This window comes from Streptomyces sp. NPDC006487 (genome assembly GCF_042870555.1).
Lineage (GTDB): Bacteria > Actinomycetota > Actinomycetes > Streptomycetales > Streptomycetaceae > Streptomyces.
In genome coordinates this window covers 352,492-371,556 of the sequence record NZ_JBIAHN010000005.1, presented here as the reverse complement: position 1 = coordinate 371,556, position 19,065 = coordinate 352,492, and the positions used below count along the sequence as shown (strand labels likewise).

Sequence of the window (19,065 nt, the reverse complement as noted above, 5' to 3'; positions counted from 1 at the left end):
ACAGCCGGCACAGGAGAGAACGTGCTCAGCTCCCCCCGCACGCCCCGAGCGGTTCGCCCCGGCGCAAGCCGGGCCCGCATCACGCGACCCTGGGTCGCGGCCTTCGTGGTCGCCGCCTCGGCCGCTTCGGTCCTCACCGCCCTTCATCCCAGCCAGGCCGCCACCCCACGGGCCGCCACCCCGAACGCTTCCGCGAAGGCGGCCGCCGACCTGCCGACGGGCTGGTCCACCGTCGTCAACGCCGGCAGCGGCAAGTGCCTGGACGCACGGTCCGCCGCCACCGCGAACGGCACGGCGGTGCAGCAGTACTCCTGCAACAGCAGCGCCGCGCAGCAGTGGAGCTTCACGCCGACCGGCGACGGCTTCGTGCGGATCGGCAACCGCAACGCGAGCACCCAGGTCGTCGACGTGAGCGACACCTCCTCGGCCGACAACGCCGCCGTGCACCTCTGGGCCTACGGCGGCGGCAACAACCAGCAGTGGCAGGCCGTCGACGAGGGCGGCGGCGCGTACCACTTCGTCAGCCGCCACAGCGGCAAATGCCTGGACGTCCCGGCCGCGTCGACGGCCGACAGCGTCCAGCTCGTGCAGTACACCTGCAACGGCACGGCGGCCCAGCGCTTCCAGGTGGCGCCCGTGAACACCGCGCCCGGAGACGTCGACCTCGGCCCGAACGTGGTCGTCTTCGACCCGTCCATGCCGTCGTCCACCATCCAGAGCAGGCTGAACTCCATCTTCCAGCAGCAGGAGACCAACCAGTTCGGCTCCCAGCGCTACGCCGTGATGTTCAAGCCGGGTACGTACGGCAACGACGTCAACGTCGGCTTCTACACCCAGGTCCTCGGCCTCGGCCAGTCGCCCGACTCGGTGACGATCAACGGCGCCGTGCACGTGGAGGCGGACTGGTTCCCACCGCAGAACGCCACCCAGAACTTCTGGCGCGGCGCGGAGAACCTGTCTGTGAACCCGACCGGCGGCACCGACCGGTGGGCGGTCTCGCAGGCGTCCGGGTACCGGCGCATGCACGTCCGCGGCAACCTCGAGCTGAGTGACGGCGGCTGGGCCAGCGGCGGATTCATGGCCGACAGCAAGATCGACGGCCAGGTCCGGTCGGGCACCCAGCAGCAGTGGCTGACCCGCAACTCCCAGCTCGGCAGCTGGACCGGTTCCAACTGGAACATGGTGTTCGTCGGCAGCCAGGGAGTGCCGGGCAACACCTTCCCCAATCCGCCGTACACCACGGTGAACCAGACGCCGACGGTCCGCGAGAAGCCCTTCCTGTACGTGGACGGCGCGGGTGCGTACAAGGTGTTCGTACCGTCCCTGCGTACCGACTCCACTGCCACCAGCTGGGCGAACGGGAACGCGGCGGGCAGCTCGCTCGGCATGGACCAGTTCTACGTCGTCAAGGCCGGAGCAACGGCCGCACAGATCAACGCCGCACTGGCCGAGGGCAAGAACCTGCTGGTCACTCCCGGTGTCTACCACCTCGGCCAGACCTTGAAGGTGACCCGCCCCGACACCGTCGTCCTCGGTCTCGGCCTCGCCACTTTCATTCCTGACAACGGTGTCACGGCCATGACGGTGGCCGATGTCGACGGCGTGAAGGTCGCAGGCGTCCTCTTCGACGCCGGAACGGCCAACTCGCAGACGCTGATGGAGATCGGACCGGCCGGCGCCGGCGCGAACCACGCGGCGAACCCCACCTCCCTGCACGACGTCTACTTCCGGGTCGGTGGCGCCGCGGTCGGCAAGTCGACGACGAGCCTGGTGGTCAACAGTGACCACGTCATCGGCGACCACATGTGGATCTGGCGCGGCGACCACGGCAGCGGCATCGGCTGGAACAGCAACACGGCGGACACGGGGCTCGTCGTCAACGGCGACGGCGTCACCATGTACGGCCTGTTCGTCGAGCACTACCAGAAGCACCAGACCATCTGGAACGGCAACGGAGGGCGGACGTACTTCTACCAGAACGAGATGCCGTACGACCCGCCGAACCAGGCCGCCTGGATGAACGGGTCCACCCAGGGCTACTCGGCGTACAAGGTCGCGAACTCGGTCACCAGCCACCAGGCCTACGGGCTCGGCAGCTACTGCTACTTCAACGTCAACCCGGGCGTGACCGCCGAGCGTGCCTTCGAGGCCCCCAACCACCCGAACGTGCGCTTCCAGAACATGGTGACCGTCTCGCTCGGCGGCACCGGGACCATCCGGCACGTCGTCAACGACCGGGGCGGCCCCTCCAACGCGTCCACCAACGTGGCCAACCTGGTGAGCTACCCGTGAGGCGGCTCGCAGCACGGCTGCTGATCCTGTTGGCCCTCGCGCTCGGGCCGACCGCCCCGGCCCACGCCGGACTCGAGGCCTCCGCCGCACCCCAGGCCCCCGCCCCGGCCCCGGCCTTCAAGGTGATCGCCTTCTACAACGGCACCTGGGACGCCGCGCACATCGACTTCGTCAAGGAAGCCAACGAGTGGTTCCCGCGGACCGCCGCGCAGAACAACTTCACCTACACGCCGACCACGAACTGGGAACTGCTGGCGAACGGAGGGGTGAACGACTACCAGGTCGTCCTGTTCCTGGACGACGCACCCAGGACGGACGCCCAGCGGTCCGGCTTCGAGCGGTACGTGAGGGCCGGCGGCGGCTGGATGGGCTTCCACTCCTCGGCGTTCACCACCAACGCCGGCTCATGGCCCTGGTACTACAACGGGTTCCTCGGCAGCGGGAACTTCAGGACCAACACCTGGGGGCCGACCACGGCGGTGCTGCGCACGGAGGACCGGACGCACCCCTCGACCACCGGGCTGCCCGCTGCGTTCACCTCGTCGGTCAGCGAGTGGTACGGCTGGTCGAACGACCTGCGAGCCAACGCGAACATCAAGGTCCTGGCATCGGTCGACCCGACGAGCTTCCCCCTGGGCACGGACCCGAACCAGTCCTGGTACAGCGGCTACTTCCCGATTCTCTGGACCAACACCCAGTACAAGATGCTGTACGCCAACTTCGGGCACAACGCCATGGACTACGCCTCCAGCACCCGGCTCTCCTCGACCTTCGCGAGCCCCACACAGAACCGCTTCCTGATCGACGGGCTCAAGTGGCTCGGCGCAGTGGCCGGCGGTCCCGCGCCGACCGACCCGATCTCGGAGACCGCGTGGTACTCATTGGCCGACAGCGCGAACGGCGTCTGCGTCGACGCGCGGGCGGCGGCCACGGCCAACGGCACGGCGCTCCAGCAGTACACCTGCAACGGGACCACGGCCCAGCAGTTCCAGTTCCGTCCCACCGACGGCGGGTACACCCGGATCGCGATCCGGGGCAATCCGCAGCAGGTCGTCGACGTCACCGGGGTCTCCGCAGCCGACAACGCACCGCTGCAGCTGTGGTCCTACGGCGGTGGCGGCAACCAGCAGTGGCTGCCGGTACGGGAAGCCCCGGGCCGCTACCACTTCACCACGCGGCACAGCGGCAAGTGCCTGAGCACCGCAGGTAGCGCGGCGAACGGCGTGCAGCTGGTGCAGCGCGCCTGCGACAGCTCTGCCGCCCAGAGCTTCCACCTGACCGCTCACCCCTGAGGCCCTGCCTCCCCCTGATAGGCACGTTCGGAAGAACAGCCCGTACCGCCCGGGGTGACCCGGGCGGTACGGGCTGTTCGCGTCCGCAGCCGGCCGGGGTCACGGGGGATGTCAGTCGAGCGGTACGGCCGCGAGGCGGTCGACGGTCTGCGGGTAGAGCCGGTTGCCGCGCTGGACGATCATGGTCGGGCCGTCGGGCATGTTCACGGCGCCCGCGGCGAGCGTCCAGGCCACGCGGCGGGCGGCGACGTCCACCGCGACGACGGCCTGACCGGCGCCGCCGACCGCCGCGTAGAGCTCCCCGCGGAACGGGGCGGGAGGCGCCAGCATGGAGACGTACGCACCAGGGTCGTGGGTCCACACCTTCTTCCCGGTCGACTCGTCGAAGGCCTGGAGCGCCCCGTCCGCGACGTACACCGTGCCGTTCGCGCAGACGGGCGCGCTCAGCAGCTTCGTGCCCTCCGGCTCCAGCTTCCAGGCCACCGCGCCCGTCACCAGGTCCACCGCGGTGATGCGCTCCTCGAAGTCGAAGACGTGGCGGTCCGAGGCGACCGGGGGGTTGATGCCTCCCGACCGGTCGGGCGACGCCGCCTCCTGGTCGGTGCGGACCCGGCAGGCCCACAGCAGGCGGCCCTCGCGCAGGTCGACGGCGAAGACGCGTGCGGGGTCCGAGCAGATCAGGCGGCCGCCGGAGATGATCGCCGACATCATGAGCGAGCCGAGCGAGTCCAGGACGGCGCCCTCGATGCGCGTGCGCCAGCGCAGTTTCCGTGCGCCCAGCTCGTAGGAGAGCAGCCACGCCTGTTCTTGCTGTTGCCGGTCGCCGGATCTGAAGTACGCCTTGAGGTAGAGGCATTCGGCGTCCGCGGCCAGGAGCTGTGTGGTCTGGGTGAGATCGCCCAGGACGGCCGGATTGGCCGCCTCGGCTGCCAGGTGGCCGGTGCGCGGGTCCAGGTATCCCGCGCTCGCGTTGCCGTCGTCGTCGAAGACGCAGCCGACGAGCCTGTCGCCCGCCACGGCCACGTCGACCTTGGCGGTCTGGGTCTCCCACAGGATCCGGCCGTCCGCGGTCGAGATGCCGCGCAGGACGTCGCTCGTGTGGATCAGGACCTCGTCGGACGCGACGGCCGGGGCGGCGGAGAACGGGGACGGGACCGACCACAGCGGGGCCGGAGGGGTGCCGGGCGGGCGGGAGGACCGGCCGGGGCCGGGCGCAGCGGTACGGTCACCGGCGCCCGAGCCGGCGCCCGAGCCGGGGAGGTTGCCGTTGGCCCAGAGCGCCGTGGCGCCGCCCGCGGTGGTGAGCGCGGCGGCCGCCGCGCCCGCGATCAGGGTGCGCCGGGAGAGCGCGCGGCGCGGGGCGGGGGCGCGCAGCGGGGCGGGGGCGGTCGCGGCGACCTCCCCGATCCGGCGGGACAGGTCGGCGAGGAGCGCCTGCGGCAGCAGCTCGGCGAACTCCCCGGGGTCGAACGGCCCCCACGCGTCGCGCAGTCGGCCGGGCGCGGGCCGGTCGGCGGGCTCCGGTGACAGGCAGGTGGTGAGCGTCTCGCGCAGCCCGTCCGGCAGGCCCGTCAGGTCGGGGTCGGCGCCGTCCCGCAGCAGTTCGAGGGTGCTCTGACGGCCGCGGGCGTCGTAGGGGCCGTGACCTGACGAGGCGAACACCAGGACCGCAGCGAGGGCGAACACGTCGCCTTCCGGGCCGGGCGTTCCCCCGCGCGCCTGCTCCGGTGACATGTACGCCGGTGTGCCCGCGATTCCCCCGGCCTCCGTGAGGCGGGGGCTGCCCGGGGCCTGGGCGAGCCCGAAGTCGATGAGGCGAGGGCCCTGCGCGGTGATCAGTACGTTCGACGGTTTGACGTCCCGGTGGACGAGCCCGGCACGGTGCAGGGCGGCGAGGGCGGTGGCGAGCGCCGAGCCGAGTCCGCGGACGACCGGTTCGGGCAGCGGCCCCCCGGCCGCCACCGCCTCGGCCAGCGAGGGCCCGATGAGGTACGCCGTGGCCAGCCAGGGCCGCGCCGTGTCGGGGTCGGCGCCGAGGAAGGCCGCGGTGTGCTCCGCCCCCAGGGCCCGCACGGCCTCGGCCTCCAGGACCAGGCGCTGGCGGTAGCCGGGCTGGTCGCGCAGGTCGGACCGGACGGTCTTGACCGCGGCGAGCCGGCCGCCGGCGGTGCGGGCCAGGAAGACGGTCCCCATGCCGCCCCCGCCCAGCCGGCCGAGGAGGGTGTACTCCCCGAGCCGTTCGGGATCGTCGGGCAGCAGGGGCAGGAGCGTGGACATGACCGGAGGACTCCTTCGGGGCGGGGCGGTGGTCGTACCTGCGTCGGCGGACGCGGGAGGGTGTCGGCGGCGGGGGAGGGCGTCGGCGGGCGGGCGGGGGAGGGAGGGCGCGGGGTCAGTCCGCCGGGAGGGCGACGACGGCGGACGGCCGGGCGACGAGCAGGGTGCCGGGGACCGCGGCGAGTTGGAACGGTTCCCGGGCTTCCACCCCCGCGAGCCCGGTCTGCCACAGCCGTTTGCCCGAGGGGAGGCCGGTCGCGGTCACCTGGTGCAGCGTCGCGAGGTAGAGGGTGCGTCCGGAGGCGCTCGCGGTCATGCTCCCGAGCATGTTCCACTCCAGGACCTCCGTGAGCGTCTGCTCCCACAGCGTCCGGCCGGTGCCCGGGTCCACGGCGACGATGGGGCCCGTGCCGTCGTCGGCCAGGTACAGGGTGCCGCCGCTGAAGAAGGGCGGGGCGTTGGTCCCGGCGACCAGGGCCTGCGACTCCCACAGCCGGGTGCCGGTCTTCAGGTCGTAGGCGTGGGCGCGGCCGCGGGAGAGCAGGAACAGCCGTCCGCCGCCCGCCGGGTCCACCACGGAGGCCGGGCCGTCGTGGACGTCGGGGTAGGAGCGGTTCCAGAGCATGCGTCCGCTGCTCCGCTCGAAGCCCGCGATCGCGAGGGTCCGGACGGCCGTGACGTCCCGGAACGCCTGCCGGGGTACCTGTACCTCCACGACGACCGTCTCGGGGCCGACCGCGGTGGCGAGTTGCGCGTTGCCGAATCCGCTCGGCAGCGGGGTGCGCCACAACTCCTTGCGGTGGTCCAGGTCGAACGCCGCCAGCAGGTATCCGCCCGTCGGACTCCCGTCCCCCACGAGCAGCCACGCGGTGGGGCCGTCTGCGGCGAGCACCCTCGCGAGCTGTTCGTCGCGCTGGAGCCACTGGGTACGGCCGTCACGCGTCGAGCAGAGCGAAAGCCCCTCGCGCGTGGCCATGAGGAAGCGGTCGCCGGGCGCTTGGACGGGCGAGGTGGTGTCGTCGACGGGCAGCTGCCACACCTCCTTGCCGGTGCGCAGGTCGTGCCCGTACAGGACGTCGCCGCGCGCCATCAGGCAGCGGTCGGCGCTGCTCACCGGGAGGAGCCGGATGCGGGCCGTCGGGTCGTCCCGGCGCCACAGGGCGGCAGGCGGCATGCCGGGCACGCGGGGGCTCGTAGCGGAACCGCCGTCCGCCGCGGACGGCCCGGTGCGGCGGTCCCCGCGGGTCAGGGCGGACCAGGCGAGGGTCCCGGAGACCCCGAGGGCCGCGCCCGCCGCGCCGGTCAGCAGGCCGGACAGCACCCGGCGGCGGGTGGGCGGAGCGGGCGCGTCGGGGGTGGCCGGGGCCGGAACCGGGCCGGGGGCCGGGGGCGTCGCCGCCAGGGTGGCGGGGTGCGGGTGCTCCTGGGCATCGGCGTCCGCCGGGGCCCGGTCGCCCGCATGCCTGTCCTCGTCCCCGACCCCGTCCGCATCGGCATCGGGGACCTCCAGGTCGGCGATCGCCTGCGTGCGTACGGCCAGTGCGGCGACGACCCGGCCGGGCAGTGGGTCCGCTGTCCGCTCGGCGTCCTGCCCGCCGGGGGCCAGCGTCCGGGACAGCTCCGCGGCGGTCGGGCGGTCCTTTGGGAAGGCGGCCAAGGCCGCGGCCACCACCTCGCCCAGCTCCCCGGGCAGGCCGGAGAGGTCGGGCCGGTCGTGCAGGGCGCGGTAGGCCAGCACCGGCGGTGGGCCGTCCCCGAAGGGCAGCCGCCCGGTGGCCGTGTGGAGCAGCAGCACCGCCAGGGAGTACACGTCGGCGGCCGTGGAGGAGGGCCGCCCCGCGGCCACTTCCGGGGCCATGAAGGCGGCGGGCACGGTCGATACCCGGCTGTGCGGCTCGGGCCGCCCGGGCCCTGCGTCGGGTCGCGGCCCCGGCCCCGGACCCAGGACCTCCCCCCGGCCCGGTTCGTGAGGCGATCGCGCGGACGGCATGCGGCAGGCGTGCAGGGCCATCAGCAGCGGGCGGGTCGTGGTGAGCCAGACGCCGTCGGGTGCCACCGCGCCGTAGCTGATGCCCCGGGCGTGCAGGGCGGCCAGGGTGGCGGCGACCTCCGCGGCGAGCCGCACCGAGCGTTCCAGGGGCAGGATGCCGGACTCCGGTCCTGGCCGCCGCACGTCGGAGAGGGACACGGCAGGGGTGTGTACGAGGGCCACCCACGCGGGCTCGGTCCCCGTGCTCAGGTCCAGTACGGCCGGGACCCCCGGCACGGGCCCACGGCGCAGCGCCTCGGCCGCCCGGTACGCGGCCGGGGGCAGCAGGCACACCACGGCGTGCCCGTGGTCGCGGTCGCGGCCGACGTACATGCCGCCCCGCGGCGGCTCCGGCCGGGGGCCGGGCCAACGGGCCAGCAGCCGGTACGGTCCGGCCGCCCGCGGGTCCTCGGGGCGCAGGCCCTCCTCCAGACGTCCGCCCCCCATGCGTTCCTCCCTCACCTCGTGGCCGCGCCCGGGGCCGGTCACATGCCCGGCAGGGCGCGGACCGCGCTGCCGCGTTGCCAGATCGCGCTGCCCGCGGCGACCACTCCCCGCCAGGGAACGTCGGCCCGGACCTCCCCGGCCGGGGCCGGTGCGAACACGTACTGCTCGGCCGCCCGCCCGCCGTGCACCACGAGGATGCCGAGCTCGGGCTTCCGCAGCGGCGCGAAGATCCCGGATCCCGCCACCAGCGGAGCCTGCTCCCTGGCCAGTTCCTCGGCGGCCAGTACGGTCCAGGCGGGGGCTCCGGTCTTCACGTCGATGCTCCGGAGCTGGCGGCCGTCGGCGACGTACACGCTGTCGCCCGCCGGCGTGGGCACGCCGAAGCCCGCGCTGTCGTCAGCGGGCAGGGTCCACAGCTGTTCGCCGCGCCCCCCGTCCAGGCAGGTCAGCGTCCGGTCTCCGGCCCCGCCCAGCAGCACTCCGCCCGCGGACAGGGCCGTCCGCGAGCCGTCGGTGCCGGCGGGCCGCCGCCACACGGTGCCGCCGTCGGCGGAGGACAGGGCCACCACCCCGCCGGCGGCCGAGGCCAGGAGCAGCCGCCCGTACCCTGCGGCCGCCGAGAGCACGGTGCCCGGCACGGGGGCGGGCACGCGCCAGCGCACCGCGCCGTCCGCCAGCTTGAGGGCGGCCAAGCGGCCGTCGGTACCGAGGACGTACACCTGGTCCTTGTCCGCGGCGAGCAGTCCGGTCGCCACGTCGCGGGCGCGATGGCGGACCGTACCGCTGCCGGGGTCCAGGAACAGCAGGGAGCCGTCCGGGTCCAGGGCGACGGGTCGGCGGCCGCCGACGAGGTCGCGCACCACCGGTCCGCGCCAGCGCCGGTCGCCCGAGACGGGATCGTGGAGGAGGAGCTCGCCGCCGGCGTCCGCGAAGCACACCCGGCCGTCGACGTCGACCGGCCCGAAGGCCGGCTGCGCGGAGGCGCCGTCGTACGACCACAGGGGCACCGGCACCGTGCCGGGCGGGCCGCTCCAGCGGGGGGCGGGGGAGGGGGCGCGGCCGTGGTCCTCCTGGAGGATGCGCAGGGCGGTGGCACCGGTCGCCGCGAGGAGCACGGCCGCTCCGGCCCCGGTGAGCACTCCGCGCCGGGTGGGCCGTCGCGGGCCGGCGCCCAGGGCGGCTGCGGCCCGTGAGATCCCGGCGGCGTCGGCGAGCACCGTGGGCGGCAGCCAGCGGGCGGCGGCGCGCAGGGCGGCGCCCTGCGGGTCGAGTTCCGCGGCCACCTCCGAGGCGGTGGGCCGGTCTTCCGGCTGCTTTTCGAGGCAGCCCCCGATCACGGGTGTCAGCTCGGCCGGTACGCCGGTGAGGTCGGGGGCCTCGTAGGCGATGCGGAAGTCCGAGCGGACCGGGTCTCCGTCGTAGAAGGCGTGCCGGCCGGTCAGCGCGAAGACGAGCAGCGCACCGAGGCAGAAGACGTCGCTCGGCGGTCCGAGAGGACCCTTCACCACCTGTTCGGGCGACATGTAGCCGGGTGTTCCGGGGCGCTGCCCGGTCGCGGTCAAGGTGGCGTCGCCGGTCACCCGGGCGATGCCGAAGTCGACGACCCGGGGGCGGTCGGCGCCGAGGATGACGTTCGACGGCTTCAGGTCGCGGTGTACGACCGCGGCCGCGCCCAGGGCCGTCAGGGCCCGGCCGAGCGCCCCGGCGAGGACCCGCATGGCGGGCGTGGGCAGGGGGCCGTGGCGCAGTACGGCAGCGGCGAGGGTCGGGCCGGGGACGAACTCGGCGGCGATCCAAGGCACTTGCTCGGCGGTCGAGGAGTCGAGCACGTTGGCGACGAAGGGGCTGCGGACGGCTGCCGCGGCGGCGGCCTCACGGGTGAACCGTTCGCGCAGGTCCGCGTCGCGGAAGAGTTCGGGCCGGATGGTCTTGAGGGCGACCGGACGCCCCCGGCGGCGGGCGAGGTAGACCGTCCCCATCCCTCCGGCCCCGAGCACCCCGAGGATCCGGTGACCTCCGAGCTGCGCGGGCGTACCGCCCGGCAACGGGGCGATCACTGGTGTCATGCCGTTGATCGTAGGCGTGCGCCCGTCAACCACCGCTGGAATCAGAAAAGTTGACGTATCCCCGGTCGGGCGGGGGCGCACTCCGGCCGCGGCGGGCGTGCCGCGCCGGGCGTGCGGCGGCGGCGTGCCGCGGGTGGGAACAGTCCATCTCTTCGGTTGTGTGAATTTAAAAGGTTAGCGGTTGCACTTATGTATCGACTGTGCTCTTCTGGGAGGGTGGGCGTCGCAGCAGCACCCGCCCCTCCCGCTTCCCCTCCTCATGCCCGAAAGGGGTGATCAGTCATGTCCGCGACCGCCTCCCTCCCCTCCACCGGCCCCACGGCCGTACCGAAAGACGTGCGCTGGGTACTGCTCGGCATCATGCTCGCGATGCTGCTGTCGATGCTCGACAACATGGTCGTCAGTACCGCGATGCCCACGATCGTCGGCGACCTCGGCGGCCTGGAGCACATCTCCTGGGTCGTCACGGCCTACACGCTCGTCACCGCCGTCACCACTCCGGTCTGGGGCAAATTCGGCGATCTCTTCGGCCGCAAGCCCGTGTACCTGGCCTCGATAGCCGTCTTCATCGTCGGATCCGCCCTGTGCGGGACCTCCGGCTCGATGGGCGAGCTGATCGCCTACCGCGTCGTGCAGGGCATCGGCGCCGGCGGCATCGGGGCGGGCGCCTTCGCGCTGATCGGGGCCCTCGTGCCGCCGCGCGAACGCGGCAAGTACCAGGGCATGACCGCCTCCGTCATGGCGATCGGCACCATCGGCGGACCGCTCCTCGGCGGTTTCGTCACCGGACACTTCGACTGGCGCTGGGCCTTCTACGTCAACCTGCCGCTCGGCCTGGTCGCCCTGGTGTGGCTGTGGCGGAAGCTGCAGGTCCCCGCCCAGCGTGTCCAGGCGAAGATCGACTGGGCGGGCATCGCCCTGCTGACCCTCTCCATCACCGCGATCGTCCTGGCCGCGACCTGGGCCGGCAGCACCTATGCCTGGGGTTCCTGGCAGATCCTGTCCCTCGGCGCCGCCGCGATCGTGGGCCTGGCCCTCTTCATCCCGGTCGAGAAGCGGGTGAGCGAGCCGCTGCTGCCGCCGAGCGTCTTCACGGGACACCGGAACTACCCGCTGGCGATGGTCATGCTCCTCGCCGCCGGCGTGGTCATGTTCGGTGCGGGCCTGTACCTGCCGCTGTTCCAGCAGACCGTCCAGGGCGCCTCGGCCACCAACTCCGGCCTGCTGATGCTTCCGATGATGATCCCCGTCGTGATCGTCTCGACCATCGCCGGGAAGATCATGTCCGCCACCGGCAAGTACAAGATGTTCCCCGTCATCGGCACCCTGTTCCTGGTGGCCGGGCTCGGCCTGCTGGCCACCATGGACACCCACACCTCGTCCCTGCTGACCAGCCTCTACATGGTCCTCGTCGGCACAGGCCTCGGCTTCACCCTGCAGATGGCCGGCACCATCGCCCAGAACAGCGTCTCCCTGCGCGACATGGGCGCGGCCATGAGTTCGGTCAACCTCTTCCGCACCCTGGGCGGGTCCCTCGGGGTCGCCGTCTTCGGCTCGCTGTTCACCCGCGCCGTCCGGCCCGCCCTGCCGTCCGGCGGGGACACCGGCCCGGGCGCCCTGCGGAACCTGCCCGCGGGGGCCGAACACGCCTACCTCACCGCGGTCACCGACGGTACCGGCCCCATCTTCCTCACCGCCGCGATCGTCTGCGCCCTCGCCTTCGCCGCCGCACTGTTCGTCATCGAAGTCCCCCTGAAGAAGGCCGGACCGTCCGCACCGGCCGACAGCCCCGGGAACGCCACCGTGGCGGCCCACTGACACCCCGTACCCACAGGCACGGCAGCACTGCCGAACCGTACGAACGGAGCACCACCATGAACACGACCGCACCCACCCGCCGCATCGCCGTCATCGGCGCCGGCCCCGGCGGCCTGACCTGCGCCCGCATCCTTCAGCGCCACGGCGTCGCCGTCACCGTCTACGATCGCGAGAGCGGTTCCGACGCCCGCGACCAGGGCGGCACCCTCGACCTGCACGAGGACAACGGCCAGATCGCCCTACGCGAAGCCGGACTCCTGGAGGAGTTCTTCCGGCTCTCCCGCCCCGAGGGGCAGGAGATGCGCCAGCTGGACCCGGCGGGCACGCTCCTTTTCCACCACACCCCTGACGAGGGCGAACGCTTCAAGCCGGAGATCGACCGGGGCGACCTGCGCGCCCTGCTGCTGGACTCGCTGGAGCCCGGCACCGTCCGCTGGGGCCACACCCTGTGGTCCGTCGAAGGACCCGATGAGGGTCCCCGCCAGGTGCACTTCGACGACGGCACCGACGCCGGCACCACCATCGAAGCGGACCTGGTCATCGGCGCCGACGGCGCCTGGTCCAAGGTCCGCCGGGCCATCTCCCCGGCCCTCCCCGGACACACCGGCGTCAGCTTCCTCGAAGCCTGGTTCCACGACGTCGAAACCCGCCACCCCGACATCGCCGCATTCGTCGGCCAGGGCAGCGCCGCCGCAGCCGACGGCGAGCGCGGCCTCTTCGCCCAGCGGGGCAGTCGCGACCACATCCGCGTCTACGTCATCCAGCGCGTCCCCGCCGACTGGATTGCCGCGAACGGGCTGGCCGGCACGGACACCGAGGCCATCCGCGCCCACCTGCTGGAGCGGTACCGCGACTGGTCACCGGCCCTGCGCCGCCTGATCAGCGACAACGACGGCCCCTACGTCGACCGCCCCATCAACGCCCTGCCCGTCCCGCACACCTGGGACCACAACCCCACCGTCACCCTCCTCGGCGACGCCGCCCACCTCATGCCCCCGCTCGGCGTCGGCGTCAACCTCGCCATGCTCGACGCCACCGAACTCGCCCTCGCCGTGGCGGGCAGCAATACCGTGGAGGAGGCCATCCGCGTCTACGAGACGACCATGCTGCCCCGCTCCACCGAGATGCAGCAGCTCCTCGACCACGGCGCCGAAGCACTGCTCTCCGCCGAGCTCCCCGACTTCGCCCACCGAGACGCCTAGGCAAGCGCGGGCATGAAGGCCGTGAGCTGCACGCGCGCATCGTGATCGCCGGCGTCTGCATGGGCCTCGACGCCATCCGCCCCTCGCTCGCGGTGCACAAGGAACCCGGCCTTCGGTCCGCCGCCGGGTACACACCGCTGGAATTCCGGGACGCGTTGCACGCACTCGCCGACGGCGTCCTCGAAGCCGAGATCTACTAGGCGCCCGTCGTGCCGTCGAGCATCTCGCGCAGGATGTCCAGGTGGCCGTTGTGGCGGGCCGTCTCCTCGGTGAGGTGCAGGAGGATCCAGCGCAGGTCGACGTGGAGGCCGTTGCGGACGGCTCGTTCGGCCCGCTGGTCCAGGGCCGTCTCGGCGACCAGCTCGCGGTAGCGGGCGCTTTGTCCGGCGTACTCGTCGAGGAGCTGCGCGAGCGGGAAGTCGACGGCGATGCGCATCTCGCGGTCGGGGTCCTCGTCGGTCCAGGGGCCCTCGTCCTCTTCGCCGAGGAGGACCACCTGGAACCAGTAGTACTCGACCCAGCGCAGATGGTTGATCAATCCGCTCAGGGTCATCAGCGGTGAGCCCGGCAGGAGCGCCTTGCGGGCGTTCTCATCGGAGACGCCAGCGCACTTGGAGCGGGCGGTGTCACGCGTGTAGTCGAGGAACGTGGTGAGCTGGGTGCGCTCGTCCCACGCGGGCGGTGTGTCGTTGATTCTCGTCATCCCGCGCAATATCCCTGATCGGCGCGAGGGGTGTCGACACATTTTCCGACGGGGGCCGTCAGGGCTTCAGACCGGCCCGCCTGAGGGCGGTCTCGGAGAGGGCGGCGATGACGTCCCGGTCGCCACGGCGCCAGGCATCGGCGAGGCCGCCTGCGGGGGTGGGGATCGTGGAGAGGGCGCGCGGAGGTCCGGTGAGGGCACGCAGGGCGAGCAGGTCGGCGCCCCCGGGCGCGTCGAGGAGGTCCCGGAGGGTGGCGCTGCGGCGGATCCAGCGCACGCGCAGGGGAACCCACAGCAGCAGGATCAAGGCCACGGGGAGGATGATCAGGGCGAAGGTGGCCAGGGTGGCCACCTGGCTGACGACGTCCTGCAGCGACTGTCCCGCGTCGGCGAGTCCGGTGCCGGCGTCGGCCGCGGACCGGAACGGTTTCCTCAGGAGGTCGCCCACGAGCGGTACGCCGGAGGCGGTGTCACCGGCCTCGGTGAGGGCGTGGGCGAGGCTCTCGCCGGAGCTCTCGACCTTGCGTCCGGGTTCGGCCAGTCGCATGATCGCGCCGCGGACGGTCAGGGCGAACTTCACCGTGGCGGCGATCAGCAGTACGGCGATCAGGTCCGCGAGGATCTGTCGGTTCCGCCGTGCTGGGGTCTGGGCGTAGAGAAGCATGGTCTGCTCCCGTTCCGGTGCTCGCGGCAGGGGTCGGCCGGTCACCCGACCGTATGCCGGACCCGGCCGTCACGGCGAAAGGCGCGAGCCCCGGGTCAGTCCTCGGCGGGAACGGCGGCGAACACCGGGCCGCCGACGGCCCGGGCCAGGCGGTACCGCCTGAGTGCCCGGTCGAAGCGGGCACGGCTGCCGGGCAGGACTCCGCGAAGGTCGGCGATCAGCGCGCCGTCCGGTACGCGGGCGGCGAGGCGGGCGACCACCGGGTCCGGGCTGCCGCGGAGTCCGGCCGCGGGGTGCAGCGGCAGTTCGGGGCCGTCCAGCTGCAGGAGGTCCCAGAAATCGTCGGCGTACGGCTGGACGCCCTCCTCGAAGCCGGTCTCCTCGACCAGTTCCTCCGCCGTGCCGATGATCCGGTCGAGCCAGTGCGGCAGCGAGTCGGCCTCGACATGGAGGCCGCCCTCGCGGTACTGCATCAGGATCTGACCCCACCGGCCGTCGGCCTCGATGTCGACCCAGGTGACGCCCCCGCCCCCGTCGTCGGTGACCAGCCAGTGGGGGTGCGGCAGGCCGTGGTCGCCGGACTGGCGGGGGTGGCCGGTCAGAGTGAACTCCACCGGAGGCACGGCGAAGCCGCCGATGCGGAGCAGCAGTTCGCGGGCCTCGGCCGGCACAGGGACGGGCCAGCGGCCGAAGTCGGCAGCCGCGACGCCGGGTTGTACCGCGAGGTCGAACGGGACTCGGGTGGCCAGCTCCCGCAGCCGCTCGAGGAGGATGTCACCGGAGATCACCCGGCCACGCTACCGCAGCGGCCACGGCTCCCCGCCGCGGGAGCCGGCGTGACCGGCCGGCCCGTGTACGTGCTCCGGTCTTCACCGGCGTCCTGCGCCGGTCGTCCCTTCCCGGCGGCCGAAAAGTCGGGCCATCGGGCGCCATCGGGCGCCCGTGGCCGGGCCCGCCCGGTGCGCCCGCTGACGCTTCACCCGGTCGGGTCAAGCGGAGGCGGCCGGCTGCCGCGAATGGCCCAGCATCGGGACACCGGGCAGGCCGTGCATCGGATGAGATGCCTAACGTCGCAGCCAGAGACATCAGTGCGCGCAGCTTGTGGAGGTGTCATGTCCCGTCGAACCGGCGTGCTAGCGGGCGTCTGCGCGACTGCGCTCGCCGTCGGCCTGCTCCTGACCGGGGGCGCCCGGGGCGCCCTGACCACGCAGCCGCGGCAGGACTCCGGCAGGAATGCCGGGAGCGAGGTCGCGCTGGGTGCCTACCTGCACTACGGATCGCCCGGCGTCGAGCGGATGCAGGAGCTCTCGCGCTGGCTCGGTGGTACCGAGCTGCGTGCCGGGCACACCTACCTCCCGGGCGACACCTGGGCGAACATCGAGGGGGCGCCCGATTCCTTGCGCACCTGGGCGCGCTGGCGCAACGCGCGTGCCGACCGGCTGTTCGTCCTGAACGTGCCCATGCAGGAGCGCAACGAAGCACGCTTCCCCGACGCCCGGGTCGCCGAACTGATCCGCACCGGTGCACGGGGCACGTACGACCACCACTTCCGGCGGCTGGCCGAGCGGCTGGTCGCCCTCGACGTGCCGGACACGGTGATCGTGCTCGGCTGGGAGATGAACGGCTTCGACTACACCCACCGGTGCCGGCCCGACCCCGAGAACTGGAAGAAGTACTGGCGGCGCATCGTGGCCGCCATGCGCTCCGTGGAGGGGCAGGACTTCCGGTTCGACTTCGCCCCCAACCGTGGCGGTGACGCGATCGCGTGGACCCGCTGCTACCCGGGTGATGACGTGGTCGATGTCGTCGGGATGGACTCGTACGACCAGGAACCCGGCCGGACCTTCGACGAGCAGGTCGCCCAGCCCTACGGGCTGCGGCACCAGGTCGATTTCGCCAGGGACCACGGCAAGCAGACCTCGTACCCCGAGTGGGGGCTGTTCCGGCACGGCGACAACCCCGAGTACGTGCGGCGCATGCTGGCATGGATCGAGGAGCACAGGCCGCTCTACCACAGCATCACGGACTTCTGCCCGCACGGCGTGTGGCAGTGCGGGAAGAATCCGCGCTCGTCGCGAGTGTTCCGGGACTTCTTTTCCGGTGGGCAGAGCCGTCGCTCCGCCCCTGCGGACGAGGTCGGGGCGGGGGCCCGGTCGCGTTCCTGACGGGGCGGGGCCGCCTCATCCGCGCGGCGTTGCCGTCTCCTGCTCGCCGAGATGGGTGTCCATGGCGGAGTTCAGGTCGGCCATGAACGAGTCGAACTGTTCCAGGAGCTGCGGCGGGTAGTGCGACATCACGCTGCCGAGGCGGTGGGCGAGCGGGCCGAAGAACTCGTCCGCTCGTGCCTGGATGTGCCCGCCACTGCGCAGGGTGATGACGCGCCGGTCGGAGTGTTCGCGGACCCGGGTGATGTGCCCCGCTGCTTCGAGCCGGTTCAGGAGCGCGGTGGTGGCCCCCGTGGACAGGGGGATGCGCTCGCTCAGCCGGGCCGGCGACAGGGGAGTGCCGCGCTCTTCGGCGGCGGCGATCTCCAGTACGGCGGTCGCGTCGGTGGAGTGCAGGCCCAGCCAGGCGGCGAAGCGCCGGCTGAGCTCGGCGTAGTGGCGGCCGTGGATCCTCAGCGATTCCAGCAGCCGCTCGTGCTGCGCCGCGACGTCGTCGCGCTGCGCTTCCTCCATGGAGGCCCTCCGCCCTTCTCTCCTGCCGTGCGGTCCGCTTCGCCGACCTGCTTTTGACAACCTACCGTCACCACTTTACCTTCACCATGGAACTATTCCATGATGGAGGTATCTGGCGTGCGTGACCCGTCCCCCACCCCTGACCAGACCACCGAGCCCTACCGATGGCGGTGGCTGATCCTGGTGGTGATGCTCGTCGCGGAGATCATGGATCTTCTGGACGCTTCGATCGTCAACGTCGCAGGTCCGGATCTGGAGAGGTCCCTCGGGGCCGGCTCCGTCGGCCTGCAGTGGGTGATCGGCGGCTACGCGCTCACCCTGGGCGCCGGGCTCGTGCTGGGCGGCCGGCTGGGCGACCGGTACGGGCGGCGCCGCATGTTCCTGCTCGGCCTGACCGCCTTCACCGCCACCTCGTTGCTGTGCGCGCTCGCGCCGAACATCGGGTCGCTGATCGCCTTCCGGCTGCTGCAGGGTGCCGCCGGGGCGATGCTCCTGCCCCAGGGGCTCGGCCTGCTGCGGGAGAACTTCTCCGGTCGCGAGCTCACGAAGGTCTTCGGGATCTTCGGGCCCGTACTGGGGCTCGGCGGCATCATCGGCCCGGTCCTCGGCGGCTTCCTCATCGAGGGCGACTTCTTCGGCCTCGGCTGGCGGTCTGTCTTCCTGGTCAACCTGCCCGTCGGCATCGCGGCCCTGATCGTCGCCGCGAAGTGCGTGCCGAAGAAGCCCGGTGACCGGACGGTGAGCATCGACCTGGCCGGTGCGGCGCTGGTCGTGATGGCCTGCACGTTCCTGGTCCTGCCGCTGAACCAGGGGCAGGAGGAAGGCTGGCCGCTGTGGACCTGGCTGTCCATGGCCGCCTCGGCCATCGGGTTCGCCCTGTTCGCGCTGCGGCAGCGCCGTACGGCCGCGGCGGGCCGGGCGCCGCTGGTCACCCCCGGCCTGCTGCGCAAGCCCGCCTTCACCGTCGGGCTCGGCGCCATCGCCCTGTTCTTCGCCGGGCTCGTCGGCACGCAACTCGTGCTGACCCTCTACCTCCAGATCGGCCGCCACTTCACCGCCGGCGACGCGGGACTCGGCAACCTGCCGCTCGCGGTGGGCACGGCCATCGGCGGTGCGGTCAGCGGCGCCGTCCTCGCCGACAGGATCGGCCGCAAAGTCCTCCAGATCGGCCCGCTCGTCCAGCTCGCCGGCGCGACCCTGCTCTGGTTCGAACTCGACGGTCTGACCGATGCCTCGTTCTCGATCTGGGACATCGCCCCCGGCGTGGCCGTCTCGGGCATCGGCGCGGGCATGGTCATCGCCGCCCTGTTCAGTTTCATCCTGGCCGCCGTGGACGACGACGAGATCGGCTCCGCCTCCGGAGTCCTGTCCGCGGTCCAGTCCATCGGAGGCTCCATCGGTGTCGCCGTGTTCGGCTCCGTGTTCTTCGACCGGGCCAAGGCCGGCGAGTTCACCAGCGGCTTCCACTACGCCCTTGTCGTCCAGGCGTGCCTGCTGGCCGCGTTCTTCGCCGTCACCTTCCTGCTGCCCCGGCAAGGACGCCCCGAGGAGGAGCACCACGGCGTCGTCGCCGACACCCCGCAGGTCGCCGTGTGAA

General features: G+C 72.6%; 14 protein-coding genes. 7 read left to right on the top strand and 7 right to left on the bottom strand.

Annotated elements, in window-relative coordinates:
• The first annotated feature begins 78 nt into the window (after positions 1–78).
• Positions 79–2,292, top strand: a complete 2,214-nt coding sequence (locus tag ACFYM0_RS11010; protein ID WP_388499361.1) for an RICIN domain-containing protein — start codon at positions 79–81, stop codon at positions 2,290–2,292.
• The gene (locus ACFYM0_RS11005; RefSeq protein WP_388499203.1) at positions 2,289–3,584 is read left to right on the top strand and encodes a ThuA domain-containing protein; all 1,296 of its coding nucleotides are present in this window, start codon (positions 2,289–2,291) and stop codon (positions 3,582–3,584) included. Before ACFYM0_RS11010 ends, ACFYM0_RS11005 begins: the two co-directional genes overlap by 4 nt.
• Positions 3,585–3,695: 111 nt before the next feature.
• Here the strand turns inward: ACFYM0_RS11005 and ACFYM0_RS11000 are convergent, their stop codons facing one another.
• The 3 genes from ACFYM0_RS11000 to ACFYM0_RS10990 all read right to left on the bottom strand — a co-directional run bounded on the left by ACFYM0_RS11000 (position 3,696) and on the right by ACFYM0_RS10990 (position 10,403).
• A complete protein-coding gene (locus tag ACFYM0_RS11000; RefSeq protein ID WP_388499202.1) occupies positions 3,696–5,861 on the bottom strand; it encodes a PQQ-binding-like beta-propeller repeat protein in 2,166 nt (721 codons plus the stop codon).
• 115 nt (positions 5,862–5,976) lie between these two features.
• Entirely contained in the window at positions 5,977–8,337 is a 2,361-nt protein-coding gene (locus ACFYM0_RS10995) for a PQQ-binding-like beta-propeller repeat protein (protein ID WP_388499200.1), read from the bottom strand.
• Between the two features lie 38 nt (positions 8,338–8,375).
• Positions 8,376–10,403 carry a PQQ-binding-like beta-propeller repeat protein gene (locus ACFYM0_RS10990; RefSeq protein ID WP_388499198.1) on the bottom strand — a complete coding sequence of 676 codons (2,028 nt, stop codon included), beginning with the start codon at positions 10,401–10,403 and terminating at the stop codon, positions 8,376–8,378.
• A 282-nt stretch (positions 10,404–10,685) separates the two neighbouring features.
• Here ACFYM0_RS10990 and ACFYM0_RS10985 point away from each other — a divergent pair, with 282 nt between their 5' ends.
• From ACFYM0_RS10985 to ACFYM0_RS10975, 3 genes are read left to right on the top strand one after another with little or no spacing between them, the layout of a single operon-like run.
• The gene (locus ACFYM0_RS10985; protein WP_388499195.1) at positions 10,686–12,221 is read left to right on the top strand and encodes an MDR family MFS transporter; all 1,536 of its coding nucleotides are present in this window, start codon (positions 10,686–10,688) and stop codon (positions 12,219–12,221) included.
• A 56-nt stretch (positions 12,222–12,277) separates the two neighbouring features.
• Positions 12,278–13,423, top strand: a complete 1,146-nt coding sequence (locus tag ACFYM0_RS10980; protein ID WP_388499192.1) for an FAD-dependent oxidoreductase — start codon at positions 12,278–12,280, stop codon at positions 13,421–13,423.
• Positions 13,424–13,464: 41 nt separating this feature from the next.
• Entirely contained in the window at positions 13,465–13,623 is a 159-nt protein-coding gene (locus tag ACFYM0_RS10975) for a hypothetical protein (protein WP_388499189.1), read from the top strand.
• Here ACFYM0_RS10975 and ACFYM0_RS10970 read toward each other — a convergent pair.
• The 3 genes from ACFYM0_RS10970 to ACFYM0_RS10960 all read right to left on the bottom strand — a co-directional run bounded on the left by ACFYM0_RS10970 (position 13,620) and on the right by ACFYM0_RS10960 (position 15,578).
• Positions 13,620–14,126 carry a DinB family protein gene (locus ACFYM0_RS10970; protein WP_388499186.1) on the bottom strand — a complete coding sequence of 169 codons (507 nt, stop codon included), beginning with the start codon at positions 14,124–14,126 and terminating at the stop codon, positions 13,620–13,622. The two genes, ACFYM0_RS10975 and ACFYM0_RS10970, sit on opposite strands and share 4 nt — an antisense overlap.
• Before the next feature lie 58 nt (positions 14,127–14,184).
• Positions 14,185–14,790, bottom strand: a complete 606-nt coding sequence (locus tag ACFYM0_RS10965) for a hypothetical protein (RefSeq protein WP_388499183.1) — start codon at positions 14,788–14,790, stop codon at positions 14,185–14,187.
• A gap of 95 nt (positions 14,791–14,885) precedes the next feature.
• Complete coding sequence (locus ACFYM0_RS10960) at positions 14,886–15,578, bottom strand: hypothetical protein (protein WP_388499180.1); 693 nt, start codon at positions 15,576–15,578, stop codon at positions 14,886–14,888.
• 324 nt (positions 15,579–15,902) lie between these two features.
• Here ACFYM0_RS10960 and ACFYM0_RS10955 point away from each other — a divergent pair, with 324 nt between their 5' ends.
• On the top strand, positions 15,903–16,955 hold the full coding sequence (locus ACFYM0_RS10955) for a glycosyl hydrolase (RefSeq protein ID WP_388499178.1): 1,053 nt from the start codon (positions 15,903–15,905) through the stop codon (positions 16,953–16,955).
• A gap of 15 nt (positions 16,956–16,970) precedes the next feature.
• Here the strand turns inward: ACFYM0_RS10955 and ACFYM0_RS10950 are convergent, their stop codons facing one another.
• Positions 16,971–17,468: a MarR family winged helix-turn-helix transcriptional regulator gene (locus ACFYM0_RS10950; protein WP_388499175.1), complete on the bottom strand. Its 498-nt coding sequence runs from the start codon at positions 17,466–17,468 to the stop codon at positions 16,971–16,973.
• Between the two features lie 99 nt (positions 17,469–17,567).
• Between ACFYM0_RS10950 and ACFYM0_RS10945 the strand changes: the two genes are divergently transcribed.
• Positions 17,568–19,064, top strand: coding sequence for an MFS transporter (locus ACFYM0_RS10945; protein WP_388499172.1), 1,497 nt, complete (start codon positions 17,568–17,570; stop codon positions 19,062–19,064).
• The last annotated feature ends 1 nt before the right edge of the window (position 19,065 follow it).

What these genes read in the sequence shown, in the direction of transcription:
- ACFYM0_RS10985 (WP_388499195.1), top strand. Translation starts at nt 10,686, where the DNA reads ATGTCCGCGACCGCCTCCCTCCCCTCCACCGGCCCCACGGCCGTACCG.
- ACFYM0_RS10990 (WP_388499198.1), bottom strand. Translation starts at nt 10,403, where the DNA reads ATGACACCAGTGATCGCCCCGTTGCCGGGCGGTACGCCCGCGCAGCTC.
- ACFYM0_RS10995 (WP_388499200.1), bottom strand. Translation starts at nt 8,337, where the DNA reads ATGGGGGGCGGACGTCTGGAGGAGGGCCTGCGCCCCGAGGACCCGCGG.
- ACFYM0_RS11000 (WP_388499202.1), bottom strand. Translation starts at nt 5,861, where the DNA reads ATGTCCACGCTCCTGCCCCTGCTGCCCGACGATCCCGAACGGCTCGGG.
- ACFYM0_RS10955 (WP_388499178.1), top strand. Translation starts at nt 15,903, where the DNA reads ATGTCCCGTCGAACCGGCGTGCTAGCGGGCGTCTGCGCGACTGCGCTC.
- ACFYM0_RS10970 (WP_388499186.1), bottom strand. Translation starts at nt 14,126, where the DNA reads ATGACGAGAATCAACGACACACCGCCCGCGTGGGACGAGCGCACCCAG.
- ACFYM0_RS10965 (WP_388499183.1), bottom strand. Translation starts at nt 14,790, where the DNA reads ATGCTTCTCTACGCCCAGACCCCAGCACGGCGGAACCGACAGATCCTC.
- ACFYM0_RS10980 (WP_388499192.1), top strand. Translation starts at nt 12,278, where the DNA reads ATGAACACGACCGCACCCACCCGCCGCATCGCCGTCATCGGCGCCGGC.
- ACFYM0_RS10945 (WP_388499172.1), top strand. Translation starts at nt 17,568, where the DNA reads ATGATGGAGGTATCTGGCGTGCGTGACCCGTCCCCCACCCCTGACCAG.
- ACFYM0_RS10950 (WP_388499175.1), bottom strand. Translation starts at nt 17,468, where the DNA reads ATGGAGGAAGCGCAGCGCGACGACGTCGCGGCGCAGCACGAGCGGCTG.